The following is a 21,788-nucleotide window of genomic DNA, read 5'->3' as shown; positions in this document are numbered from 1 at the left end:
TGGTGGCCCACCTCTGACCGCAGGTTCGAAATCGGGTGCCCCATCTTCGCGACGGTCTTATCGTCGCTAAGGTGGGCGCTATCGCGCGAAAGCGCGATCCGGATTATTTTGGACAGACCGATTAGTTGACTAGGAGGCGTGAAGTGTCAATCTGGTCGATAGTTGGAGGCTGCGTCTTGATCGTGATGGGTCTTTTGTCTGGAAGGTTCTACTCTTCAGACATCGCGGGCGGCTCAATCTCAGACATTCCGATCCCGAAATGGCTCGGACGAACAGTCTTCATTCTAGTGGGCATAGTGTTGGTCGCGGCCGGGATCACCACGTTTGACCGTTAAGCCGCCGGGTGCCCCATTCATGCGGTTTCATCGCGTGATCTGGACAATGGCGCGAAAGCGCGATCCGGCTCAAGCACACCCCTTTAAGCCGTGCGAAAAGCCCGCCGCGAAGCGGCGGTACCGCTCTGCCCCGAGCAGCGTCGAGGCGCCGGAGCGAAGTCCGAAGGACGAAGTGACTGATCTATTAGCGATGTTCCGCATCGCCACCTCAGCTCCAGGAAATCCCCAAAAAACCCAGCAAAAACCCTTGTCAAGCCAAAAATCGCGCATCTCCATGAAAACAAGCACTTTCAAAGTGCCGATTAATTACCCTAAACTGCTAGAATAGATTTAGTGGAAGAAAACAGCCTGAGGCCTGACGATCGTCAGGCCTCAGGTCTTTAAGCTATTTACTTCGAATACTTTGCCGAGAACACCTCAGCAAAATCAATAACTTACAACTAAAGTACCAACCTAACCCTTTATCTTGGAAGACTTTGCACAAAATTGACGGGAGGGGACCATACCCAGCGGCTGCGCCAAAAGAGAGCTAAAATGAACCGTTATGGCTACCGCTGACCTCGCCCCCACCCCCGTCCGCACCGCGGACACGCCGTTCTCCAACGAACCCTTCACCGACTTCACCGCCGCCGAAAACAAGCGAGCCATGGAAGACGCCCTCGCCCGTGTCGCAGGCGAACTCGGGCGCGAGTACGACCTCATCATCGGCGGCCGCCGCATCCAGACCACCGGCAAGATCGTCTCCGTCAACCCCGCGCGCCCCGCGCAGGTCATCGGCATCCACCAGCGCGCCGAGGCCGACCTCGCCGAGACCGCCATGCAAGCCGCACTCGCCGCCTTCCCCGCCTGGAGCCGCACCCCGGTCGCCGAGCGCGCCGCCCTCCTCTTCCGCGCCGCCGACCTCATCCGCGAGCGCAAGTTCGAGTTCTGCGCCTGGCTCACGTTTGAAGTCGGCAAGAACTGGGCCGAGGCCGACGCCGACGTAGGCGAGACCATCGACTTCCTCGAGTTCTACGGCCGCGAAGCCCTCCGCCTCGACCATGCGAAGCCGCCCATCCAGTTCCCCGGCGAGCGCAACCAGCTCCGCTACATCCCGCTCGGCGTCGGAGCCGTCATCCCGCCCTGGAACTTCCCCTTCGCCATCATGGCCGGAATGACCTGCGCCTCCATCGTCTGCGGCAACACCGTCATCCTCAAGCCCTCGGTCGACGCCCCCACCATCGCCGCCCGCTTCATGAGCCTGCTCGAAGAGGTCGGCCTCCCCGACGGCGTCGTCAACCTCTGTCAGGGCGAGGGCCCCGGCTTCGGCTCCGCCATCGTCGCCCACCCGAAGACACGATTCATCGCCTTCACCGGCTCCAAGGCCGTCGGCCTCGAGATCCACGAGAGCGCCGCGAAGACCCAGCCCGGCCAGATCTTCATCAAGCGCACCATCCTCGAGATGGGAGGCAAGGACTCGATCATCGTCGACGCCGACGCCGACCTCGACCTCGCCATCGAGGGAGTTGTCGCCAGCGCGTTCGGATTCAACGGCCAGAAGTGCTCGGCCTGCTCCCGCGCCATCGTCGACCAGAGCATCTACGACGTCTTCTGCGACCGCCTGCAGGCCCGCGTCGCCCAGATCCAGACCGGCGACCCGGCGAAGAACGTCTACACCGGCCCGGTCATCAGTCCGAAGTCCTATAACAAGATCCTCGGCTACCTGGAGATCGCGAAGAGCGAGGGCCGCATCCTCAACGGTGGCAGTCCCATCGAGAACCCCGAGGGCGGCTACTACATCGCCCCCACGGTCGTCGCCGACGTCAGCCCAACCGCCCGCCTCGCCCAGGAGGAGGTCTTCGGCCCCGTCCTCGCCGTCATCAAGTCGAACGGCTTCGAAGATGCGCTCTCGATCGCCAACAACACCGAGTACGGACTCACCGGCGCCGTCTACTCCGCCTCGCGCGAGAAGCTCGACCGCGCACGCCAGGAGTTCCACGTCGGCAACCTCTACCTGAACCGCAAGTGCACCGGCGCTATGGTCGGAGCGCATCCCTTCGGCGGCTTCAACATGAGCGGCACCGACTCAAAGGCCGGCGGCCCGGACTACCTGCTGCTCTTCACCCAGGCCAAGAGCATCGCCGAGAAGATCGGCCACGCCAGCCCCGCGGATGAGAAGCAGTCCGAGCTGATGGGGATGTAGCGAAGAAGGCCCGCTCTCCAAAGCGGGCCTCTTCATTTCAATCTGCGAACTCAGGCTGACTTCATCTCAATCAGATTCACTGCCTTCGCCGCAGCCTCGGCCAGCACGCGATGATGGATCGTGAACAGCGCCAGCTCCAGCCGGTCGGAGACGCCAGTCTTGTCGTAGATGCCGCGCAGATAGTTCTTGATGACCTGTTCCTTGGTCCCCAACTGCAGCGCGATCTCCTTGTTCTTGCAACCCTGCACGATCAGGGCGACGATCTGCATCTCTTTCGGGGTCAGCCGGTCGCGAACCCTCGCGCCAACGCTGTCGTTGGAGTGGATCGCGGTGACGTTGGCGCGTTGCATGCAGCGCTGCCCGCGCGCCACGCGGCGCACGCACTCCACCAGGTCCACGCCGGCGACGCTACGGCAGAGGACGCCGTCCAGTTGCTGTGCAACCTGCTCCTCCATCTGCTCCGAGTTCTCGGCCACGAGGATGATGCGGCTTCCCACGAGTCGCGCCTTCTCCACCAGCGTGGCAACATCGGGACGCAGGCTCGAGGCGACCAGTGCGATGGCGCCGCGCAGGCTCTCCAGCGCACTCCAGAGTTTTGTCATGTCTTCGCACTGGGCGACGATGCCCATGTCGTCCTCCAGCGCCAGAACGCGTGCTGCACCTGCCCGGAAGATCGCCTGGTTGTCGGCGAGAATAACGCGATTCATACTGTCTCTTTCTCCTGCGGCGGGTCTTCTGCCCCGCAATCCACTCATCGGCGGTTTCCTTCCGCCTAACCTGCGTGTCTTCAATTCGGACAAGCCATATTCCGGGTTTTGCGCCACCCGAGCCTGAATCGTAACGCCGTTCCATCTCTGCGAACAGAGGAATGTTTTTGAACCTCCGGCACGGCGACCACTATCAAATGATACGTGCGGTGTGCACGAGCGCCGGTCCGCGAAGTATAACAAGGGTATGCCGAAGCCAATCTTGCTCGCCATCGATGACGACACCAGCGTTCTGGAGGCGGTGGTCCAGGACCTGCGCCGCCACTATGGCCAGGACTACCGGATCGTCCGGGCGGCCTCCGGCGGGGCAGCGCTCGATATCTGCCGCCAGCTGAAGGACCGCAGCGACACCGTCGCCCTCTTCCTCTCCGACCAGCGCATGCCCGGAATGACAGGCGTCGATTTTCTGCAGCAGGCCCTGACGATCTACCCCGAGGCCAAGCGCGTTCTTCTGACCGCCTACGCCGACACCGAAGCCGCCATACGGGCCATCAACGCCGCCAAGATCCACTACTACCTGAACAAGCCCTGGGACCCACCGGAGGAGAAGCTCTACCCCGTGCTCGACGACCTTCTCGAGGCGTGGAAGCAGGGATACAAGCCTCCGTTTGAAGGTATCCGCGTCGTCGGAATGCGCTGGTCGCCGAAGGACCATGCCGTGCGCGACTTCCTCTCGCGCAACCGCATCCCCTACCTGTGGATGAATCCGGAGCAGAACCCCGAGGCGCAGGCCCTTCTCAAGGAGAAGGGCGCCGACGACTCCAAGCTCCCCGTCGTCCTCTTCGGAGACGGAACGGCTCTCGTGCAGCCCACCTCGACCGACCTGGCCGCGAAGCTCGGGATGCCCACGCAGGCGCAGCAGAAATTCTATGACATTGTGGTAGTGGGCGCCGGACCGGCAGGCCTCGCCGCAGGCGTCTACGGAGCCTCCGAAGGCCTGAAGACGCTGATCGTCGAGCCGAACGCGCCTGGCGGACAGGCGGGTTCGAGTTCGAAGATCGAGAACTACCTCGGCTTCCCCTCCGGCCTGAGCGGCGAGGAACTGGCAAAGCGCGCTTATCTGCAGGCCACGAGGCTCGGGGCTGAGTTCCTGTTGCAGCGTGTGACGTGCATCCGGTCTGAGAACAACTACCAGATCGCCACGATGAACGACGGCCAGGAGATCACCTGCCACGTCTGCCTGATCGCGACCGGTGTGGACTACTGCATGCTGAACGTGCCCCAGGTCGAGCAGTACACCGGCGCCGGTGTCTACTACGGTGCGGCGCTGACCGAAGCGATGGCCTGTGCTAACGAGACCGTGTACATTGTCGGCGGAGCCAACTCAGCCGGACAGGCGGCGATGCACTTCTCTCGTTATGCCGACAAGGTACACATGCTGATCCGCGGAGAGTCGCTGACAAAGAGCATGTCGAAGTACCTGATCGACCAGATTCAGGGAACGCCGAACATCGTCGTCGAGACCGGGACCGAGGTCGTCGGCATGTCGGGCAACGGACACCTCGAGTGCCTGACGCTGAAGACGCCGGGGGGCCAGGAGGCGCGCGAGGCCAGCTCGCTGTTCATCTTCATCGGTGCGGCTCCGAAGACCGACTGGCTGCCCAGGCAGATCGCCCTCGACAGCAAGGGTTTTATTCTTGCCGGCCCGGACCTCAAGTCCAAGGCTCCGGGAAGTTGGAAGCTCGACCGCGAACCTTACCTGCTCGAGACCAGCGTTCCGGGAATCTTCGTCGCCGGCGACGTCCGGTACAACTCCATCAAGCGGTGCGCCTCGGCCGTCGGCGAAGGCTCCATCGCGATTCAGTTCGTACACCAGTATCTAGCGACACTTTGAAAGGCTTGAACCAACCAGAACGATGAGCGAACAGACCCAGGTCGTCCAGAGCACAGCCCCAGCGCCGATCAGTGAGAGACTCGTCTCGCAACTGAGGTCGACGTCGATCCTCTCTTCGCTCCGGGACGACGAGATTCGCTGTCTGACTGGATTCGAGGAGGTCCGCCTGAAGAAGGGCGACGTGCTCGCGCGCCAGGGCGAGATGGCGCACCACTTCTGGATTCTGCTGGACGGCCAGATCAAGCTCACGCAGTCCACGCCGGATGGCCACGAGTTGGAGATGACGTCGATCCCTGCGGGCAACGCGTTCGGCGAGGTTCCCCTGCTTGCGAATATTCCCAACGCCGTCAACCTGATCGCTGACACGCCCAGCCATCTCGTGCAGCTCAACGAGGAGTCGTTCTGGAACCTGATGACCAGCTGCCCGGACGTCCGCAAGGCCATCCTGGGAAACATGGCCAAACGCTTCCAGAAGATGCAGAGCGCAACGATTCAACAGGAGAAGATGGCCTCGCTGGGAACACTGGCCGCGGGACTGATGCACGAACTGAACAATCCCGGCGCCGCCGCGCGCAGGGCCGCATCGCAGCTTCGCGCCAACCTGATGCGAATGCACGAGCTCTCGGCCAAGTTCAGCAAGACCGAGTTGAGCCGCGAGCAGAAGCAGTGCCTGCACGATCTGCAGGACCATACACTCTCGGCTCGGCAGCAAATCGTGATGAGTTCGCTCGAGCAGAGCGACGCCGAAGAGGCTCTGGCGGAGTGGATGGAAGGCGCCAACATCGAGAACGCCTGGAAGATGGCGCCGACGCTGGTCTCGATTGGATTGAAGGCCGAGGACCTCGAGTGCGCGCGCACGGAGTTCCCCGGATCCACACTCTCTGACGCACTGAACTGGATCGAAGCGATGGCCTCGAGCATGCAGCTAGTCGGCACCATCGAGGAGAGCATCGGGCGCATCTCCGACCTGGTGATGGCGGTCAAGTCCTACGCCTACGAGGGCAAGGGACTGAAGCAGTCGGTCGACGTGAACGGCAGCATCCACGCAACGCTGGTGATCCTGAGCCACAAGATGCGCGAGAAGGAGATCACGGTCGAGAAGGACTTCGCTGCCGACCTTCCACCGCTGCAGAGCGAGTGCACGGGGCTGAACCAGATCTGGACCAATCTGCTCGACAACTCCATCGACGCCGTCGGCCAGCATGGAAAGATCAGCGTAAAGACGTGGACCGAGAAGTCTCCCGCCGATGGGCAGCGCACCGACATTTGCATCCGTATCGCCGACGACGGCAGCGGCATCCCGCTCGAAAGCCAGGCCCACATCTTCGACACCTTTTACACCACCAAGCCCGCGGGAGTGGGCACGGGCCTGGGCTTGGGCATCGTGCACCGCATCGTGGATCAGTATGGCGGCACGATTCGCTTCTCTTCCGAGCCGGGCACTACGCAGTTCCTCGTCCGCCTTCCGGCGCAGACTCCGCATACCGCCTGAGACCTCTCTCCTCAATCGCCTGCGACGAGACCATCATCGTATGATGGTCCGCAGAGGACAAAGATTAGTGCCGCTTACCCCCTTTCACATCGCCTTTCCCGTCGACGATCTCGAAGCCGCGCGCGCGTTCTACGGAACGACACTGGGCTGTCCTGAAGGACGAAGCTCCACACAATGGATCGACTTCGATCTCTTCGGCCACCAGATCGTCGCGCACCTGAAGCCGGCCTCCGAGGGCAACAAGCGGCATCACAATCCGGTGGACGGCCACGATGTTCCTGTTCCCCACTTCGGTGTCGTGCTGCAGATGGAGGACTGGGAGGCGCTCGCCGAGCGGCTTCGCAACGCCGGGGTCGAGTTCATCATCGAGCCCTACATCCGCTTCAAGGGCGAGGTGGGCGAGCAGGCAACGATGTTCTTTCTCGATCCCGCAGGAAATGCGCTGGAGTTCAAGGCCTTTGCCGACATGGGCCAGCTCTTCGCGAAGTAAGCTCGCTCTCCGGTTTCGAAGATACTCTCGCGTTTCACCTTCTGACACAGCGTTGCACACGCTCTAGAATGGTCGGGACGCGGCTCAAGGCCGCCGAACAGCTGCAATCCTGAACGACCTTGCCGAAGAACGAACCTGGCTCGCTCAGCAGCCGAGCCCAGGCGATGGAGCCATGTCGATGCCGAACCGCACCACCCGCCGCCGTTTTCTGGCTACTTCAGCCGCCGCAACCGCAGCGATCTCCCAGCGAAGGGCGTTCGCGCAGGTGATGCAGGAATCGGCGCCCCCCCAGGATGATCCCGCTGAGCCCACGCCGTACAAGCTCTTCTTCGATCAGCCGGCTGCGACGTGGGCCGACTCGGTGCCGGTGGGCAACGGGCGCCTGGGAGCCTGCGTCTTCGGGCAGCCCGGCAAGGAACGCATCCAGCTTAACGAGGAATCGATCTGGGACGGCGAGGTGCGCGACCGCAACAATCCGCTGGCAGGGCAGACGGTCGAGCGCATGCGCCAGCTTCTCTTCGCCGGCCGCGTCGCCGAGGCCGAGGCGCTGGTCCTCACCGACTTCCTCTCGATCCCGCGCCGTCTGCCCTGCTACCAGACGTTGGGCGATCTGCACCTGAACTTCGGTGAGATGGAAGGCGTCACCAATTATCGCCACGAGCTGAACCTCGACACCGCAATCGTCACGACGACCTTTACCCACGACGGCGTCCAGTACCGGCGCGAGGTCTTCAGCTCCTCACCCGACCAGGCGATCGTGATTCGGCTGACGGCCAGCCGTCCGGACAAGATCAGCTTCACCGCCACGCTTGACAGACCGGCGCACTTCAGCACCGCAGCCATCGCGCAGAACAGGCTCACGCTCTTCGGCGAGGCCCTGCCGGTCAACGATAATCCCGGGCTTCCCATCAAGGAGCGCCAGGTTGGCATCAAGTACTACGCCGAGATGCTTGCCGTCTCCACCGATGGCGTGACTTCAACGAAGGACGGTACCCTCACCGTCGCCAATGCGACTGCCGTCACGCTCTTCCTCGACTGCGCAACCAGCTTCCGCTACCCCGCAGGTGAGGCAGCCATGCGCCAGGCGGTCGTCAAGAACATCCTGGGTACAGCCTCGCAGCCCTATGCCGAGCTGCGCGCACGGCACGTCGCCGACTACCAGAGACTCTTCCGTCGCGCCGCGATCACCATCGGCGCAGCCGAAGACGCCAACGCCGCCATTGCTACCGACAAGCGCCTGGCCAAGGTCAAAGCAGGCGGAGAAGACCACGGACTGCTCGGAATCTACTTTCAGTTCGGACGTTATCTGCTTATCTCGAGCTCGCGCCCTGGAACGCTGGCCGCAAATCTCCAGGGCATCTGGAACGAGTCCGTCGATCCGCCCTGGGGCTCGAAGTACACCATCAACATCAACATCCAGATGATCTACTGGCTGGCCGAGCGCGCGAACCTGTCCGACCTGCACACTCCGCTCTTCGACCTGATCGACCGCACACGCAATCCCGGCCACATCACGGCGTCGCGCTACTACAACGCGCGCGGCTACGTGGTCCATCACAACACCGACATCTGGGGCGACTCCTCGCCAGTCGACGCACTCGGCGGCGGCGTATGGCCCATGGGAGCGGCGTGGCTTTCTCTGCACCTGTGGGACCACTACGACTACACGGGCAACGTCCAGTTCCTGCGCGACCGTGCCTATCCACGGCTCTCGGAGAACGCTCTCTTCCTGCTCGATTACCTCGTCACAGATCCGCAGACCGAGCGCTTCGTCACCGGCCCCTCCTGCTCGCCGGAGAACAAGTACAAGCTGCCGGACGGCACGGCGCACAACGTGTGCATGGCGCCGACGATGGACATCGAGATTGTGCGGGCCGTGCTCACGCGCCTGCTGCAGGCGGCTTCCGTACTGGCCTCCACCCCTAATTGGGACGCCACCGCTGACGCGGAGCTGCACAACCGCGCGCGGCTGACGCTGATCAAGCTTCCTCCATTCCAGGTCGGCAAGGCCGGCAATCTCCAGGAGTGGCAACAGGATTACGCCGAGAACGAGCCCGGTCACCGGCACATCTCGCACCTCTTCGCGCTCTTTCCCGACGACCAGATCACGCCGCGCCGTACGCCGGAGCTGGCAAGGGCCGCGCGCGTGACGCTCGACCGCAGACTCGCCGCCGGTGGCGGAAGCACAGGATGGTCGCGCGCCTGGATCGTCTGCTGCATGGCGCGCCTCGAGGACGGAGACGCCGCCTACGAGAGCCTGCAGCGGCTGCTCGCCGACTCAACCCGCGGGAACCTCTTCGACATCTGCGGCACCAAGGACAACTCTCCCTTCCAACTCGACGGCAACCTCGGCGGGCCCACGGCCATGGTGGAGATGCTGCTGCAGTCGCACGCCAGCGGAGGCAGTGCCGAGATGGCCCGCGCGCGCGGAGTCGAGTCCACGGCGAACATCATCCGCCTGCTGCCGGCGCTTCCCAAGGCTTGGCCGAACGGCTCGTTCCGCGGACTGCGCGCACGCGGCGGCCTCGAGATCGATCTGGAGTGGAAGAACGGCAAGGCCACCGAGGCGACGCTGCGCGCGCGGCTCGACCTCACCCATCACATCCTTGTGCCCAGGGGCCAGCGCATCGCCTCCGTCTCGCCAACGTCTACCCAGCCGATTCCCGGAGCCGGCCCCGACGAGCTGGTGCTGCCGGTCAAGGCCGGTGAGACCTTCACCGTCCGCTTCTCCTGAAACCCGTTAGCAACACACGCTGCGGGAGTTACCCTCCGCCTCGAGATATGGCTTGCGACGCCCGAACCTGTCGCGTATATATTTCCGGCAAGAGCCCTGCACATCATCCTCCAGGGCCCACGCTTACCCGACCGCTCTTCTTCGCTCGCCCTCTCTCGCGGAGACGGTCCGGGAAAGGAGCAGGACTTGGGCACGATCGTGAACAGGCAGACCGCACGTACGCTGCTGACGATTCTGATGTATGCGGGAGTCGGCATCTTCCTGCTCCCCTACTTTACCGGCAAGGCATCGACGGCCCCGATGCTGATGCTGCTTGGCGCACTTATTGCCGTAGTCTGCGGACTGGCCCGCTGCTACTTGACGGAGGGCGATTAGGCCGAGGTCGCAACGGTCCGGTTTCGTTTATCTTCGTTGCAGGAGACCTTTCGTGAACGCTGCCGTCGTCGAGTCCTTCAGTGCGCCTCCGCGCTACACCACCTTTGCCGATCCCGTCGCAGGCGATGGCGAACAGCTGGTGACGGTGACCGCTGCCGGGCTGCATCCCCTCGTCAGGGCCCTGGCGAGCGGCTCTCACTATGGAAGCGCGGGCGAGCTTCCCTTCGTCGTCGGAGTGGATGGCGTCGGCCGGCTTGCGGACGGCTCCCGCGTCTACTTTGGAAGCGCGCGCGCCCCATTTGGAACCTTCTCCGAACTCGCAGTCACACGGCAGGACTTAGCCTTCCCGCTACCCGACGGCCTGGACGACACCATCGCCGCAGCGACCGCCAATCCGGGAATGTCCTCCTGGGTCGCTCTCAACGCGCGGGCGAAGTTTGTCTCCGGCGAGAGCGTCCTGATCCTCGGAGCGACCGGCTCGGCAGGCCAGCTCGCGATCCAGATCGCGAAGCGGCTTGGTGCACGACACGTCGTCGCCGTCGGCCGCCACGTCGACACGAACGCGCTGAAGACACTGGGGGCAGACTCCGCGATCTCGCTCGATCAGGAGCACGACGCTCTTGTTGCGGCGCTCCGCAAGGAGTGGAGCGATACAGGCGTGGACGTGGTGCTGGACTACCTGTGGGGCCAGCCCGCCGAGGCGGTGCTTGAGGCCATCGCGCGCAAGGGCCTGCGGCAATCGGCTCCTCGTGTGCGCTACATCCAGATCGGCGAGAGCGCCGGCAGCACCACCATCGCGCTGCCTGCCGCGACGCTGCGCGGCTCGGGCCTTGAGATTCTGGGCAGCGGATTCGGCAGCGCCTCCACGGCGGAGATTCAGAGATCGATCCAGGAGTTCTTCGCCGCCTCGGTCCAGCAGCCCTTCGAGGTAAAGATTCGCCCAGCGCCGCTGCGAGAGGTCGAGTCGTTGTGGAGCGCGGGAGATCGCGCCCGGCTCGTCTTTCAGCCCTGACGACTACGCTGGCATCACTGCTTTGGCGTTGGTGACGACTCGCCCGAGGTCGCTGCTGCCGGAGCAGCCACTGAGGCGATCTGTGCCTGCTTCAGAACGCGATATCCGTCGCGGGTTCGTACGCGATACTTCTGCAGACGTTCGCCCACCAGCTTCACCGAGATCGTGCGCCATCCGCGATTCGGGTTCGGCTGAGGATAGTAGCTCAGCGAATACAGGTGCGCCAGGTCGTCGCGGATCGAGGCAAAGGCATCCGTCTCGTCCTTCCAGCTCTTGGCAAAGTACGCCTTGCCGCCCGTCGCCTTGCTCATGCGCTCAAAGACTGCCGACGAGACCGGCTCGGCCTGCGCATCGCGCGTGCTGATCATGTAGATGATGGTGCCCGTCGACTGCGCCAGTTCGGCAACGTCCTCCGGCGGCACCAGACTGGCGTTGTCGGGACCGTTCGAGAAGACGACGATCGCCTTGCGTCCGGTAAGCTGCGCCGCGTCCTTCACCGTCATCAGCAGGCAGTTGTACAACGCCGCATCGTCGCCGGCGACCGTGCCGCGCACTCCGCGAAGCACGGTGGGGCGGTCCGTCGTCAGCGGCACGGCTCGCGAAAGATCGCGGCTGTAGGAGTAGAAGGCCAGCCGGCTGACGCCCTCAAGCGACCGGATGAAGTCTGCAATCGCGTCCTGTGCAAAGACGAAGCCCCGATACATATAGTTGCTGGTGTCGAAGAGGATGAAGACGTTTGCCCCCGTGAGCCCCGGAAGTGAACCCGACTTCCCATCCGAGCCCGAAGAGTCAGGAGCGATCACCTGCGAGACCCTCTTGCCGTCCGGTCCGCTCAGGACCAGCCGCCGCGCGGGCTCATTGCCCTCCTCGAAGGTCGAGATCCTCTCCGGAATCTTGTCTTCGGTGATGGCGAAGTCCTCCGGTTTGAGCCCGCTGATGTAGTTGCCCTTGCGATCGGTGACCGCGACGTTCAACTGCACCAGAACGACGTTGACCAGGATGCGGGAGTCGTCCTGCGCAGCAGTCCGCCTGCCGCCGCCGAGAAACAGGACCGAAGACAACAGGAACAGAGAGAGAAGAGACTTTTTCACCGTACTCCTCCTATGGCGGGTTGTTGGCGTTCGTTCTCCGAGCTGCGCAGCGAGGTCGTAGTCGCTACAGGCAGCGGAGCAATCTTGCCTTGGCGGAACTCCTCGCCCGCCTCCTGCATGGCGCGCTGCAGAGCCGGCCAGTCTTCGAGATCCGTGGCGAAGATCTTAGCCGTCATGCGCCGCGTGAGTTCAGGCACCAGGTGGTTCATCGTCGCCGGCGCATATCCCTTCTCGTCGACAAGGCGGGCCCAGTAGAGATTGTTCGACTCCCACGACTCGCCAAACAGCCTGCTGGACTCGCCGCCGAACGACGGGAATGGCTTCACGTACAGCAGCCCGGGCGCATAACTTCGCGCGAGCACCGGGTGCGGTACGCCAAAGTCGCGCGACAGACGCTCCGGTGTCGTCTCGCTCGGGTTCTGAGCGCAAAGAACCTCCAGCTGCTGGCTGGAAGGGCCCGCTGAAGCCGCTTGAGCGGGATACCTGCGGCGGAATTCGGCGGCCAGATAGAACGTGTCCGCCGGCATCGTCTGCGAGAGGATCGCGATCGGGTCCTCGCCGTCCTTGAGTGCCTGATCGAGCACCTCGAGCCGCTGCGGCGCCATCCGCTCGGCAAGAATGTGCGTCACCTGGCCCCTTAACGCGGCATCACGGGCGGCTGCGGCCAGCAGCTCCTCACCAGAACGCTGATAGAGTGCAACTGCGTGAAGCTCGGTCGGACTGATGCTCCACCAGCGCGGCACCGTAGCGCTGACCATAAGATCCGGCACCAGCTCCTTCCAGATGAGTGCCTGCACGTTCTCGGGCGCAATGAAGTCCTGCTCGGTCGCTGCAAGCGCATACGGAAGGTCGGCCAGCGATCCCATCAGATAGGCTCCGCCTCCAGCCGGCGTGCCAATGCCCATCAGCTCCGGAGCCTGCCAGTAGCGCTCCGAAGCGACAACCGTTACGCCCGAAAAATCATGCGATCGGACGAACAGCGAGTTATTGTGCAGCACCTGCGCCCCGGGCGGTTCGTAGTAGGCGTAGTTCAGGCCTACGAGAGCATCGCGCAAAAACGGCGTCAGCTGTCCACGCGCCGCCTCAAGCTGTGCCTTCGTACCCGGCCCTTTGATGACCTTCGTGAGGTCCGTCTTGATCTGCAGCTCGGCATGGCGACTGGTGTAGATGCCTGGTGCCCAGGTGATCTTCTCACTGTTGGTAAAGATCGGCCGCGGCATCTCGAACTCGCGCAGTTCGCCCGCCAGCGCAAGCATGTTCGACGGCGCAGGCGATCCCTGTGCCATCGCGGCCAGGCCATCGTTCAACGCAAACAGCGTATCCAGCGAGACCAGCCGCTGATCGTCGAGGACGTTCCGGATGCGCGTGGCGATCTCCTGGTGAGTACGCTGGCCGTCGGGGCTCTGCTGTGGAGGCCCTGCCATCAGCGCAACCAGCTCGTCCTGTGACGCATTGGGCTTTCCCGCCACCGCCACCATCATCTCGCCCAGTGAGGAGCGTGTCGCATCGAACAGCTGCGCCGAGGAGGTGATCTTGGCAAAGGGCCCAACCACCTTCATCCACGAGTCGTTCATCTGCGCGGCGGGAATCTCTCCCTGCCGCGCGAGGATCTGCCATATCCCGATATTCGCCTGGAAGGTCCCGACAGCGTTCTGACGCAGCGCCTGGTTGGAGATATCTCCAATCGAATCGGCCACACTCATGAAACGCGTTGCAGACTCGTCCGTCAGCTCTGGAAACTCCGCGAAGATCAGGTACCAGCTCCCGAACTGCTGGAAGCGCGTGGCCAGCAGCCGCGCCGTCTCAGGAGAGAGCCTGCGGCCCGCAGGGCGGCCTGCGTCAATCTCGCTCAGCATCATATAGCTCTGCAGCGGCCCGGTGTCGGACTCCAGCCGCGAGAGCGAGGCCATCGCTTCCAGCAACTGGTCCGCGCTGTTGAAGCCGCGTGCGCGCTTGCCCCATGTGCGCACCAGCTTTGAATCCGTTTTGCCGTTGAGAACATCCTTCCAGACGGCAAGATCGCCGGGAACATGCGGCTGCCCGTCGGCGTCCCACTCCACACGCGTGAACAACACCAGAAGGCCAGGCGCTTTGCGAAAGACGCTGGCCGTCGCCGGAGGCTCCGCATCCGGTGAGCGGAACGCCTCATAGACGCGCTTCATGCGCGCAGGCTCCGTCAGGTGCGCCTGCTGCGCGCGGTTGACGCGGGACAGCGCGTCGAAGTAAGCGGCCAGCCAGCCGTTGTCCTTCGACAGCAGGCGAAGAACGAAGTCACCCGGAGCCTCAGGACTGGCGGCCACCAGGTCCTTCCACGCCGGCTCGGCGCTCGCCCCCCCGGGCACCAGCACACGTCCCGAGCGAATCGAGATCTGGCTGCCGTAGAAGTCCAGCACCGGCGCGAAGCCGGCCAGCTTGACCAGCCCCGGAGACTTCTCCAGCGCAAGGTTCGTCTCCGAGTCGTTGCGGGCCAAGGCCCAATATAGGCGCGCCGTGTCCGGATCGCGCACCAGCAGGTCGACCAGATTGCTCGCCGACCGCTTTCTGCTCACCGACAGCCAGTCCGCTTCCCGAAGCAGTACAGGAACCCGCGTCGATGGGAACGGATAGTTGAAGGGCAGGCCCTTCTGCAGCGACTCCTCGAGCGTAACCAGCGGGAAGCCGGAGTCGATCGTCAGAAATGCCCGGTCGGGATTCGATGTCGCAAGAGTCAGGTTCTTCTCCTGGCAGTTCCCCACCAGCCGGTAGCCGAGGATCTGAATCAGCGTCCCCACATCCTCGCACCCGTTAACGTGAATCGTGTTGCTCGATCCCGCAAGCACTTGAAGCTCGCGCGCCTGCTGCACATAACGATCCAGCAGAATCAGAAACTCTGTGGGCCGCCCCCGCGTGTATCCCTGCATGTAAACGTTGCGCGCCAGCAGCGGAAGCACATCCTCCGCAGGAATCTTCTGGCTGATGCCGGCCATCCGCATAAATGACCGCAAGGGTCCGGGAATGACCACACCATCTGCCGCGCGAGAGACCGATTTCCCTGAAGGAGCCGTCCTCGCAAGTCGCACGGAAGAACCTGTCTGAGCCATCAGGTCAAGCGAAGAGGCGAGCAGGCAGATAAAGCCTGCTGAAAGGACTGCGAGCGCACGAAGAGAGGACTTCATCGCGAACACCTCGTCAGAATCCTTGAGACTGCGCAGCCCCCGGCCAGCCGGTCCTACCTTAGAACCCGTCCCTCAAAGGCAAACACCGGAACGACTTCGAAAACCGTAAACCCACGACCTTCTGGCTTTAAAACTGCAACTCGTCATCTCTCGGTTTTTCTTTCGTCGGACAAATATATATACCAGTTCCTGACATCTTCCAGCGACTTTCGTCGCCCATTAGTCAAGAAAATGTAAAACTCTCGCTGCGCTGCAGATGCAAGGATATGGCAGCAAAGAAGTTGTGACCGGACCTGGTCGCCCCCTATGTCAGCAGGATGACATCCAGAAAACGGGGGCCATGGACACCCTTGATCCGCGTCATCTCAATGTCGGCGGTCGCCGAGGGGCCGGAGAAGAACGTCGTCGGTAGCCCCGAGGTCGCCCGCAACCGCTCCATAGCCTCGGGAACTGTCTCCACCACATCCCTCGCCCGCACCAGGCAAAGATGGTAGTCAGGAACCAGCGTAACGGCGCGGCGTCCTTGACCCGCAACGTTCTGCAACACCACCGAGCCAGTCTCCGCAATCGCCACCGTCGCTCCGGTCATCACGCTGTCGAAGCCATCCAGTTCCTTCGCAGAGAGCCCTTCGTCAACCACAAAGCTGAATCCCTCCGGCAGCCACGCCTGATCGAGCCCCGCGGGGACCACGATTCGGCTCCGCTCGCGCTCTGCGAGCATCTTCGCAACCGTCAGCGCCACGTCACCCTCGGCCGCGCGTTGTACATGCGCGTCGTAGTCACGCAGGCGATCCTCCAGCAGCTCCAGCACCTCGTCGCGCGAATGTGTCGCTGACCGGCAATATCTACGCTCAATCGCGCTCCACGCCTCGTTCGCGCGAGCCGCCTCGGCAGTCCCACCGTTCGCCGCGCGAACCCGTCGCAGTACCTCAGTCCGCGCCGCGGAGGAGTCCACCGTCGCTCCAGTCTCAGTTGCCATGGCTTCCTCTCTTCTCCCACCAGTCGCGGAACGTCTCCTTTGGCATCTCCTGCAGATCTCTCACCTGCGTCCAGCCGCCCAGCAGCCCCGGCAGCCAGCCGATCCATCCTCCGCCCTGCCCGTCCTTGCGGACCAGCGGAGCCTCGGCCACGCGACCCAGTCTCTGCGCCGCGCGGAACCTCCACTCGCTGCGAAAGATCGCTGCCATCGCCTTCATCGCCACCGCCTCGGCGCTCAGCCCCTTCTGCTCGACGACCTTATTCCTCAGGTGAATCAACACCTCCGGGATGTTGATCTTCACCGGACAGACCTCGTAACACGCCCCACACAGCGACGACGCATACGGCAGCGACTGCGCATGATGCATCTGCTGCAGCTGCGGCGTCAGGATCGCCCCGATCGGTCCCGCATACACCGAACCATAGGCGTGGCCTCCCGTCTGCCGATACACCGGGCAAGCATTCTGGCACGCGCCGCAGCGAATGCAGTGCAGCGTCTGCCGTCCTTCTTTGTCGGCCAGCACCTCCGTACGCGCGTTGTCCATCAGCACCACATGGAAGCTGCGCGGTCCATCGTCCGCATGCACGCCCGTCCAGACCGAGTTGTACGGATTCATCCGCTCGCCCGTTGCAGAACGCGGCAGAAGCTGCAGCATCACCTCCAGGTCCTCGAAGCGCGGAAGCACCTTGTCGATCCCCGCAATCGTGATCAGCGTCTCCGGCAGCGTCAGGCACATCCTTCCGTTGCCTTCGCTCTCCACGATGCAGACCCCGCCCGTCTCCGCAATCAGGAAGTTCGCTCCGCTCACCGCCGTCTTCACCCGCAGAAACTTCTCGCGCAGAAATCTCCGCGCAGCATCGGCCAGATCCTGCGGCTTATCTCCCAGCTCCGGCAGATTCATCTCGCGCTGAAAGATCTCCCGAATCTGCTGGCGATTCTTGTGCAGCGCCGGAACAACAATGTGCGATGGCTGATCATGCCCCAGCTGAATAATCAGCTCCGCAAGGTCCGTCTCGTACGCACGCACGCCCGCTGCCTCGAGCGCGAGGTTCAGATGAATCTCCTCCGTCGTCATCGACTTGATCTTGATGACCTCGTCCGATCCGCTCGCCTTCACCAGCGCCGTGACGATGCGCTTCGTCTCCTCGCCATCGCGAGCCCAGTGAACCTTGCCTCCCGCGCGCGTGCAGTTGTGCTCGAACTCCTCAAGGTAGTAGTCGAGGTTCGCCATCGCATGCTCGCGAATCTGCCTCCCGCTCTCGCGAAGCTGCTGCCAGTCCGGCATCTCGCCCACCACGCGAGCGCGCTTGGCCTGAATCACCTCCGTCGCATGACGGACGTTCTTCCGCAGCTGCGTGTCCTCCAGCATCTCTCGCGCGGCGATCGGAAACGCCGGCGACGTCTTCGGATCAAGCACGTTAAGTCCTGCGCTCATCGGCCTGCCTCCTCGGCGCCGGCCAGAATCTCCGCCAGATGAACCGTCCGCACGCCGGTCCGCTGCCGGTGCAGTGCTCCCTGTATGTGCATCAGGCAGCTGTTGTCGCATGCCGTGCAGGCCTCCGCCGCCGTGTTCAGCACCGCTGTCGTCTTCTCGGCCAGCATCGCGCTCGACACGTCGGCGTTCTTCACCGCGAACGTTCCGCCGAAGCCGCAGCACTGCTCCATGTGGTCGATCTGCACCAGGTCGATTCCCTTCACCGCGCGCAGCAGCCTCTGCGGACCATCGCCCAACCCAAGATTCCGCAGCCCGTGGCAGCTCGCATGGTACGTCACACGATGCGGATAGTACGCCCCCACATCCTCCAGTCCCAGCCGCTTCGTCAGAAACTCCGAGAACTCAAACACACGCGGCAGAAGCTCCGCCACCTCCGCCATCAGCTTCCGGTCGCCGATCTCTTCCGCCATCTTTGGATAGTGGTCGCGCATCATCGCAACGCAGCTCGACGAGGGAACCACCACAGCCTCGGCATGACAAAACTGCGCAATGAAACGCCCCACCAGCGGCAGCGCCTCAGACTGATAGCCGGTGTTCCAGTGCATCTGGCCGCAACAGGTCTGTCCCGAGGGAAACTCGACCGCGTGGCCCAGTCGCTCCAGTACCGTCACGACTGCCTTGCCCGTCTCAGGAAACAGAGTGTCGTTGTAGCAGGTGATAAACAGAGCGACTCGCAGACCCCACCTCCGGAACAACACTTGAAACGCGTTCCACAGAGATTCTATTTCCCCAACGAACCACTCGTCACTCAAAAGAGAATTTTCAATTTCACACGTGAAGGCTTCTCATCATTGCTAAAAATAAGGCCTCTCCCAGACGTGAAACTCACCGTCCCGCAGCCAGGCCGCGAACCGCCCTCAATGTGGCGCTGGCGACGGGGCTCGAGATCTCGATGATGGCCGCGCAGTGGCTGCGGCTGGCGTTTGTCGGCGGGTGTACGGCGGTGCTGGGGCTGCTCATGTCCGTGATGCTCTTCCATGCGCAGCGGAGCGAACTCCTCCGCAGCACCATTCGTCCTTCCCGCCAACTCTTGCTTTGAAAATCAGGCCTCTCGCAATTTGGGTTCGCCTTCTAGTCCTCTCCGTCGTGCTTCTTCGCCGACGGTGGAGCAATGGCTCCGGAGGCGGCCTTCTGCTCAGCCCTCTCCTTGATCCTCGAGATCTGGTTCGTCCAGTACCTCTCAAACGTCTTCACCCAGTCGTGCACGGGCTTCAGCTCCGCCGCGTTCAGCCGGTACATCCGGTGCTGGCCACGCTTCACCACCGTCACCACGCCAACCTTGCGCAGCACGCCAAGATGCTTGGAGACTGCCGGCTGCGGCATCCGCAACACCTTCACCACATCGCCGACGGCATGCTCCCGCCCATCCACCAGCACGCCGATAATCTCCCTCCGGCGAGGCTCGGCGATCGCATTGAAGACATCAGCGGTAGTGGCGGCTCTCGGCATGGCTAAGAAAATATATTCCTATATGAGAATATGTAAACCCCGGATTCAGAAAATTTTGCAGACCAACTGCGCCCCCTTCTTTTCCTGCTCCGGAAGGCCCCTAACCGCACATCCACCAGCCATTACAAAAGTCTTACAACCGCGTTCTCCGCACCCTGTTAGCTTCGGAAATAGAAGCTCCAAAGGAAGCGAAAAGTCATCATGAGTCCCTCCCTGATTACCCCCGAAGAGATCACACAGGCCCCCGTCATCGAGGGTTCGCAGCCCGCCGCCGCGCGCACCGCGCGCAAGGTTCGCGAAGACCTCCGCATGGGCCGCGAGCACCAGGAAGGCCGCATCAACTGGATCACCGCCATCGCGATGGCGATCTTCCACATCGGAGCCATCGCTGCACTCTTCTTCTTCTCCTGGACCAACCTCGCCGTCGCCGCCGTGATGTACTTCTTCGCCATCAACGTCGGCATCGGCATGGCCTATCACCGCCTGCTCACGCACCGCGGATACAAGACGCCCAAGTGGGTCGAGTACTTCCTGACCACCTGCGGCACCATGGCGCTCGAGGGCGGACCGATCTTCTGGGTCGCCACCCACCGCGTCCATCATCAGAACTCCGACCACGAGGGCGACCCCCACACTCCGCACGACGGAACCTGGTGGGCGCACGCCGGCTGGATCATCTCCGGACGCTCCCTGCACTCGGAGACCGCGCTGCTCGGCCGCTATGCTCCCGACCTCACCCGCGACCCCGTCCACGTCTGGCTCTCGAAGTACCACTGGCTCCCGCTCACCATCGCAGGCTTCCTCCAACTCGCGCTGGGCGCCGGGCTCGCCTCCCCCGGCCATCGCCTCGCCGGAGCCATTGGCATGGTCCTCTGGGGAACCTTCCTCCGCGTCACGCTCGGCCTGCACGCCACCTGGCTGGTCAACTCGGCCACACACCTCTGGGGCAAGCGCCGCTTCGAGACCCACGACGACTCGCGCAACAACTGGTGGGTCGCCCTCCTCACCGGCGGCGAGGGCTGGCACAACAACCACCACGCTCACCCGGTCAGCGCCCGCCACGGCCTCGCCTGGTACGAGTTCGACATCAACTACTACGGCATCTGGCTTCTCGAAAAGATCGGCCTCGCCAAGAAGGTCCAGATCGCCAAGTTCGATCCAGCCAACCCGAAGCCCGCAGGAATGTAATTTATTCAGTGACAGCAGTAACCGAAGGGCGCAGGGCATAGTCTGCGCCCTTCGGCATTTAACTCTCTATGCCACAGCCCCCTTCCCTGTTACCTACCCAGAGAGAAAAAACCGCATCACACTCGACGGAGGTTATCCTCCTCTGGCCGGATCCATCGGCCCTCTGCAGTGCTGCTGTCATGCCAGATCTTTCGAAAAAAGGGGCCCCTATGTTTGCGAAGTTCAAATTTCTCCCTCTCATAGTACTGTTGCTTCTCACCTGTGCTGTTCTGGGAAATCCCTCACCCACCCATGCCCAGCCCGGCTACTACGACGGCGGCCAGACCATCACCTGTTCCTCCGACGATGGCAAGCGCAACTACTGCAATGCAGACACGCGAGGTGGAGTTCAGTTAGTCCGCCAGCGCAGCGGCTCATCCTGCACGCAGGGACAGACCTGGGGATGGGATCGTAATGGCATCTGGGTCGACCGCGGCTGCCGTGCCGACTTCGTCACCGGCCGCGGAGGAAATGCCGGCGGAGGCGGCACCGGCCAAACCCTCACCTGCGCCTCCGATGATGGCCGTCGCAACTACTGCAACGCCGACACACGAGGCGGGGTCCAGATGGTTCGCCAGCGAAGCGGCTCTCCCTGCACCCAGGGTCAGACCTGGGGATGGGATCGCAATGGTGTCTGGGTCGATCGTGGCTGCCGCGCCGAGTTCCTCATCGGCCAGGGAGGCAATGGCGGAAACTGGGGAGGCGGAGGCGGGTCAGGGGCGGGCACGATCTACTGCGCCTCCGAAGACGGCGGACGTCACTTCTGCAGCGCCAACACACGCGGCGGTGTTCGTCTCGTCAATCAGCGCAGCGGCTCACCCTGCACGCAGGGACAGACCTGGGGATGGGACAAAAGCGGAATCTGGGTAGACCGTGGCTGCCGCGCCGAGTTTGTCGCAGGGGGCGGCAATGGAGGGGGCAACTGGGGCTCCGGTTCCGGTAACAGTGCCGGCCGCACCTTCACCTGCTCCTCCGACGACGGAGGACGCCACTACTGCTCGCTTCCGAGCGGCGTAAATCCGGGCAACGTCTCCCTCTCTCGCCAGATCAGCGGCTCGCCCTGCGTCCAGGGCCAGACCTGGGGCACCGATCGTCATGGCCTCTGGGTCGACCGCGGCTGCCGCGCCGAGTTCCGCTCCAACTAACTAACTGCCCGCTGACAACTCAAGCC

18 protein-coding genes are annotated in these 21,788 nt (G+C 63.1%); 11 read left to right on the top strand and 7 right to left on the bottom strand.

All coding sequences use genetic code 11. The annotated features are described in order from the left end of the window. Positions 1-324: 324 nt before the first annotated feature. Positions 325-663 carry a hypothetical protein gene (locus Q363_RS40270; protein WP_157466621.1) on the top strand — a complete coding sequence of 113 codons (339 nt, stop codon included), beginning with the start codon at positions 325-327 and terminating at the stop codon, positions 661-663. 216 nt (positions 664-879) lie between these two features. Further along, entirely contained in the window at positions 880-2,517 is a 1,638-nt protein-coding gene (gene pruA / locus Q363_RS07860) for an L-glutamate gamma-semialdehyde dehydrogenase (RefSeq protein ID WP_035349143.1), read from the top strand. Positions 2,518-2,567: 50 nt separating this feature from the next. Here the strand turns inward: pruA and Q363_RS07855 are convergent, their stop codons facing one another. Beyond that, on the bottom strand, positions 2,568-3,224 hold the full coding sequence (locus tag Q363_RS07855) for a response regulator transcription factor (protein ID WP_035349142.1): 657 nt from the start codon (positions 3,222-3,224) through the stop codon (positions 2,568-2,570). Between the two features lie 247 nt (positions 3,225-3,471). Between Q363_RS07855 and Q363_RS07850 the strand changes: the two genes are divergently transcribed. From Q363_RS07850 to Q363_RS07825, 6 genes are all read left to right on the top strand, one after another. Further along, on the top strand, positions 3,472-5,118 hold the full coding sequence (locus Q363_RS07850; RefSeq protein WP_035349141.1) for a response regulator: 1,647 nt from the start codon (positions 3,472-3,474) through the stop codon (positions 5,116-5,118). Between the two features lie 22 nt (positions 5,119-5,140). Then, entirely contained in the window at positions 5,141-6,610 is a 1,470-nt protein-coding gene (locus tag Q363_RS07845; RefSeq protein ID WP_051978528.1) for an ATP-binding protein, read from the top strand. Between the two features lie 40 nt (positions 6,611-6,650). Continuing rightward, the gene (locus tag Q363_RS07840; RefSeq protein ID WP_245632096.1) at positions 6,651-7,100 is read left to right on the top strand and encodes a VOC family protein; all 450 of its coding nucleotides are present in this window, start codon (positions 6,651-6,653) and stop codon (positions 7,098-7,100) included. Positions 7,101-7,278: 178 nt separating this feature from the next. After that, on the top strand, positions 7,279-9,834 hold the full coding sequence (locus Q363_RS07835) for a glycoside hydrolase family 95 protein (protein ID WP_211256134.1): 2,556 nt from the start codon (positions 7,279-7,281) through the stop codon (positions 9,832-9,834). Between the two features lie 186 nt (positions 9,835-10,020). After that, on the top strand, positions 10,021-10,209 hold the full coding sequence (locus Q363_RS07830) for a hypothetical protein (RefSeq protein WP_035349139.1): 189 nt from the start codon (positions 10,021-10,023) through the stop codon (positions 10,207-10,209). A gap of 52 nt (positions 10,210-10,261) precedes the next feature. After that, complete coding sequence (locus Q363_RS07825) at positions 10,262-11,221, top strand: quinone oxidoreductase family protein (RefSeq protein WP_035349138.1); 960 nt, start codon at positions 10,262-10,264, stop codon at positions 11,219-11,221. 14 nt (positions 11,222-11,235) lie between these two features. Here the strand turns inward: Q363_RS07825 and Q363_RS07820 are convergent, their stop codons facing one another. The 5 genes from Q363_RS07820 to Q363_RS07800 form a co-directional block, all read right to left on the bottom strand. Further along, positions 11,236-12,312, bottom strand: a complete 1,077-nt coding sequence (locus Q363_RS07820; RefSeq protein WP_035349136.1) for a VWA domain-containing protein — start codon at positions 12,310-12,312, stop codon at positions 11,236-11,238. After that, positions 12,309-15,467, bottom strand: a complete 3,159-nt coding sequence (locus tag Q363_RS07815) for a hypothetical protein (protein WP_245632095.1) — start codon at positions 15,465-15,467, stop codon at positions 12,309-12,311. Before Q363_RS07815 ends, Q363_RS07820 begins: the two co-directional genes overlap by 4 nt. A gap of 304 nt (positions 15,468-15,771) precedes the next feature. Next, positions 15,772-16,446, bottom strand: coding sequence for a LutC/YkgG family protein (locus Q363_RS07810; protein WP_035349134.1), 675 nt, complete (start codon positions 16,444-16,446; stop codon positions 15,772-15,774). After that, complete coding sequence (locus Q363_RS07805; RefSeq protein ID WP_035349132.1) at positions 16,436-17,881, bottom strand: LutB/LldF family L-lactate oxidation iron-sulfur protein; 1,446 nt, start codon at positions 17,879-17,881, stop codon at positions 16,436-16,438. Before Q363_RS07805 ends, Q363_RS07810 begins: the two co-directional genes overlap by 11 nt. Continuing rightward, a complete protein-coding gene (locus Q363_RS07800; protein WP_035349190.1) occupies positions 17,878-18,618 on the bottom strand; it encodes a (Fe-S)-binding protein in 741 nt (246 codons plus the stop codon). The genes Q363_RS07805 and Q363_RS07800 overlap by 4 nt, the downstream gene beginning before the upstream one ends. 185 nt (positions 18,619-18,803) lie before the next feature. Between Q363_RS07800 and Q363_RS40265 the strand changes: the two genes are divergently transcribed. Further along, the gene (locus Q363_RS40265) at positions 18,804-18,980 is read left to right on the top strand and encodes a hypothetical protein (RefSeq protein ID WP_157466619.1); all 177 of its coding nucleotides are present in this window, start codon (positions 18,804-18,806) and stop codon (positions 18,978-18,980) included. A gap of 32 nt (positions 18,981-19,012) precedes the next feature. Here Q363_RS40265 and Q363_RS07795 read toward each other — a convergent pair whose 3' ends face one another. Further along, positions 19,013-19,390, bottom strand: a complete 378-nt coding sequence (locus Q363_RS07795) for an ArsR/SmtB family transcription factor (protein ID WP_035349130.1) — start codon at positions 19,388-19,390, stop codon at positions 19,013-19,015. Between the two features lie 309 nt (positions 19,391-19,699). Between Q363_RS07795 and Q363_RS07790 the strand changes: the two genes are divergently transcribed. Then, positions 19,700-20,578: an acyl-CoA desaturase gene (locus Q363_RS07790; protein ID WP_035349188.1), complete on the top strand. Its 879-nt coding sequence runs from the start codon at positions 19,700-19,702 to the stop codon at positions 20,576-20,578. 209 nt (positions 20,579-20,787) lie between these two features. Further along, positions 20,788-21,762, top strand: a complete 975-nt coding sequence (locus Q363_RS07785; protein ID WP_051978525.1) for a DUF3011 domain-containing protein — start codon at positions 20,788-20,790, stop codon at positions 21,760-21,762. Positions 21,763-21,788 lie beyond the last annotated feature (26 nt).

This window comes from Edaphobacter aggregans DSM 19364, assembly GCF_000745965.1.
Taxonomy (GTDB): Bacteria; Acidobacteriota; Terriglobia; order Terriglobales; family Acidobacteriaceae; genus Edaphobacter; species Edaphobacter aggregans.
The sequence above is the reverse complement of the archived record's forward strand: the minus strand, read 5'-3'. Positions and strand labels throughout refer to the sequence as shown.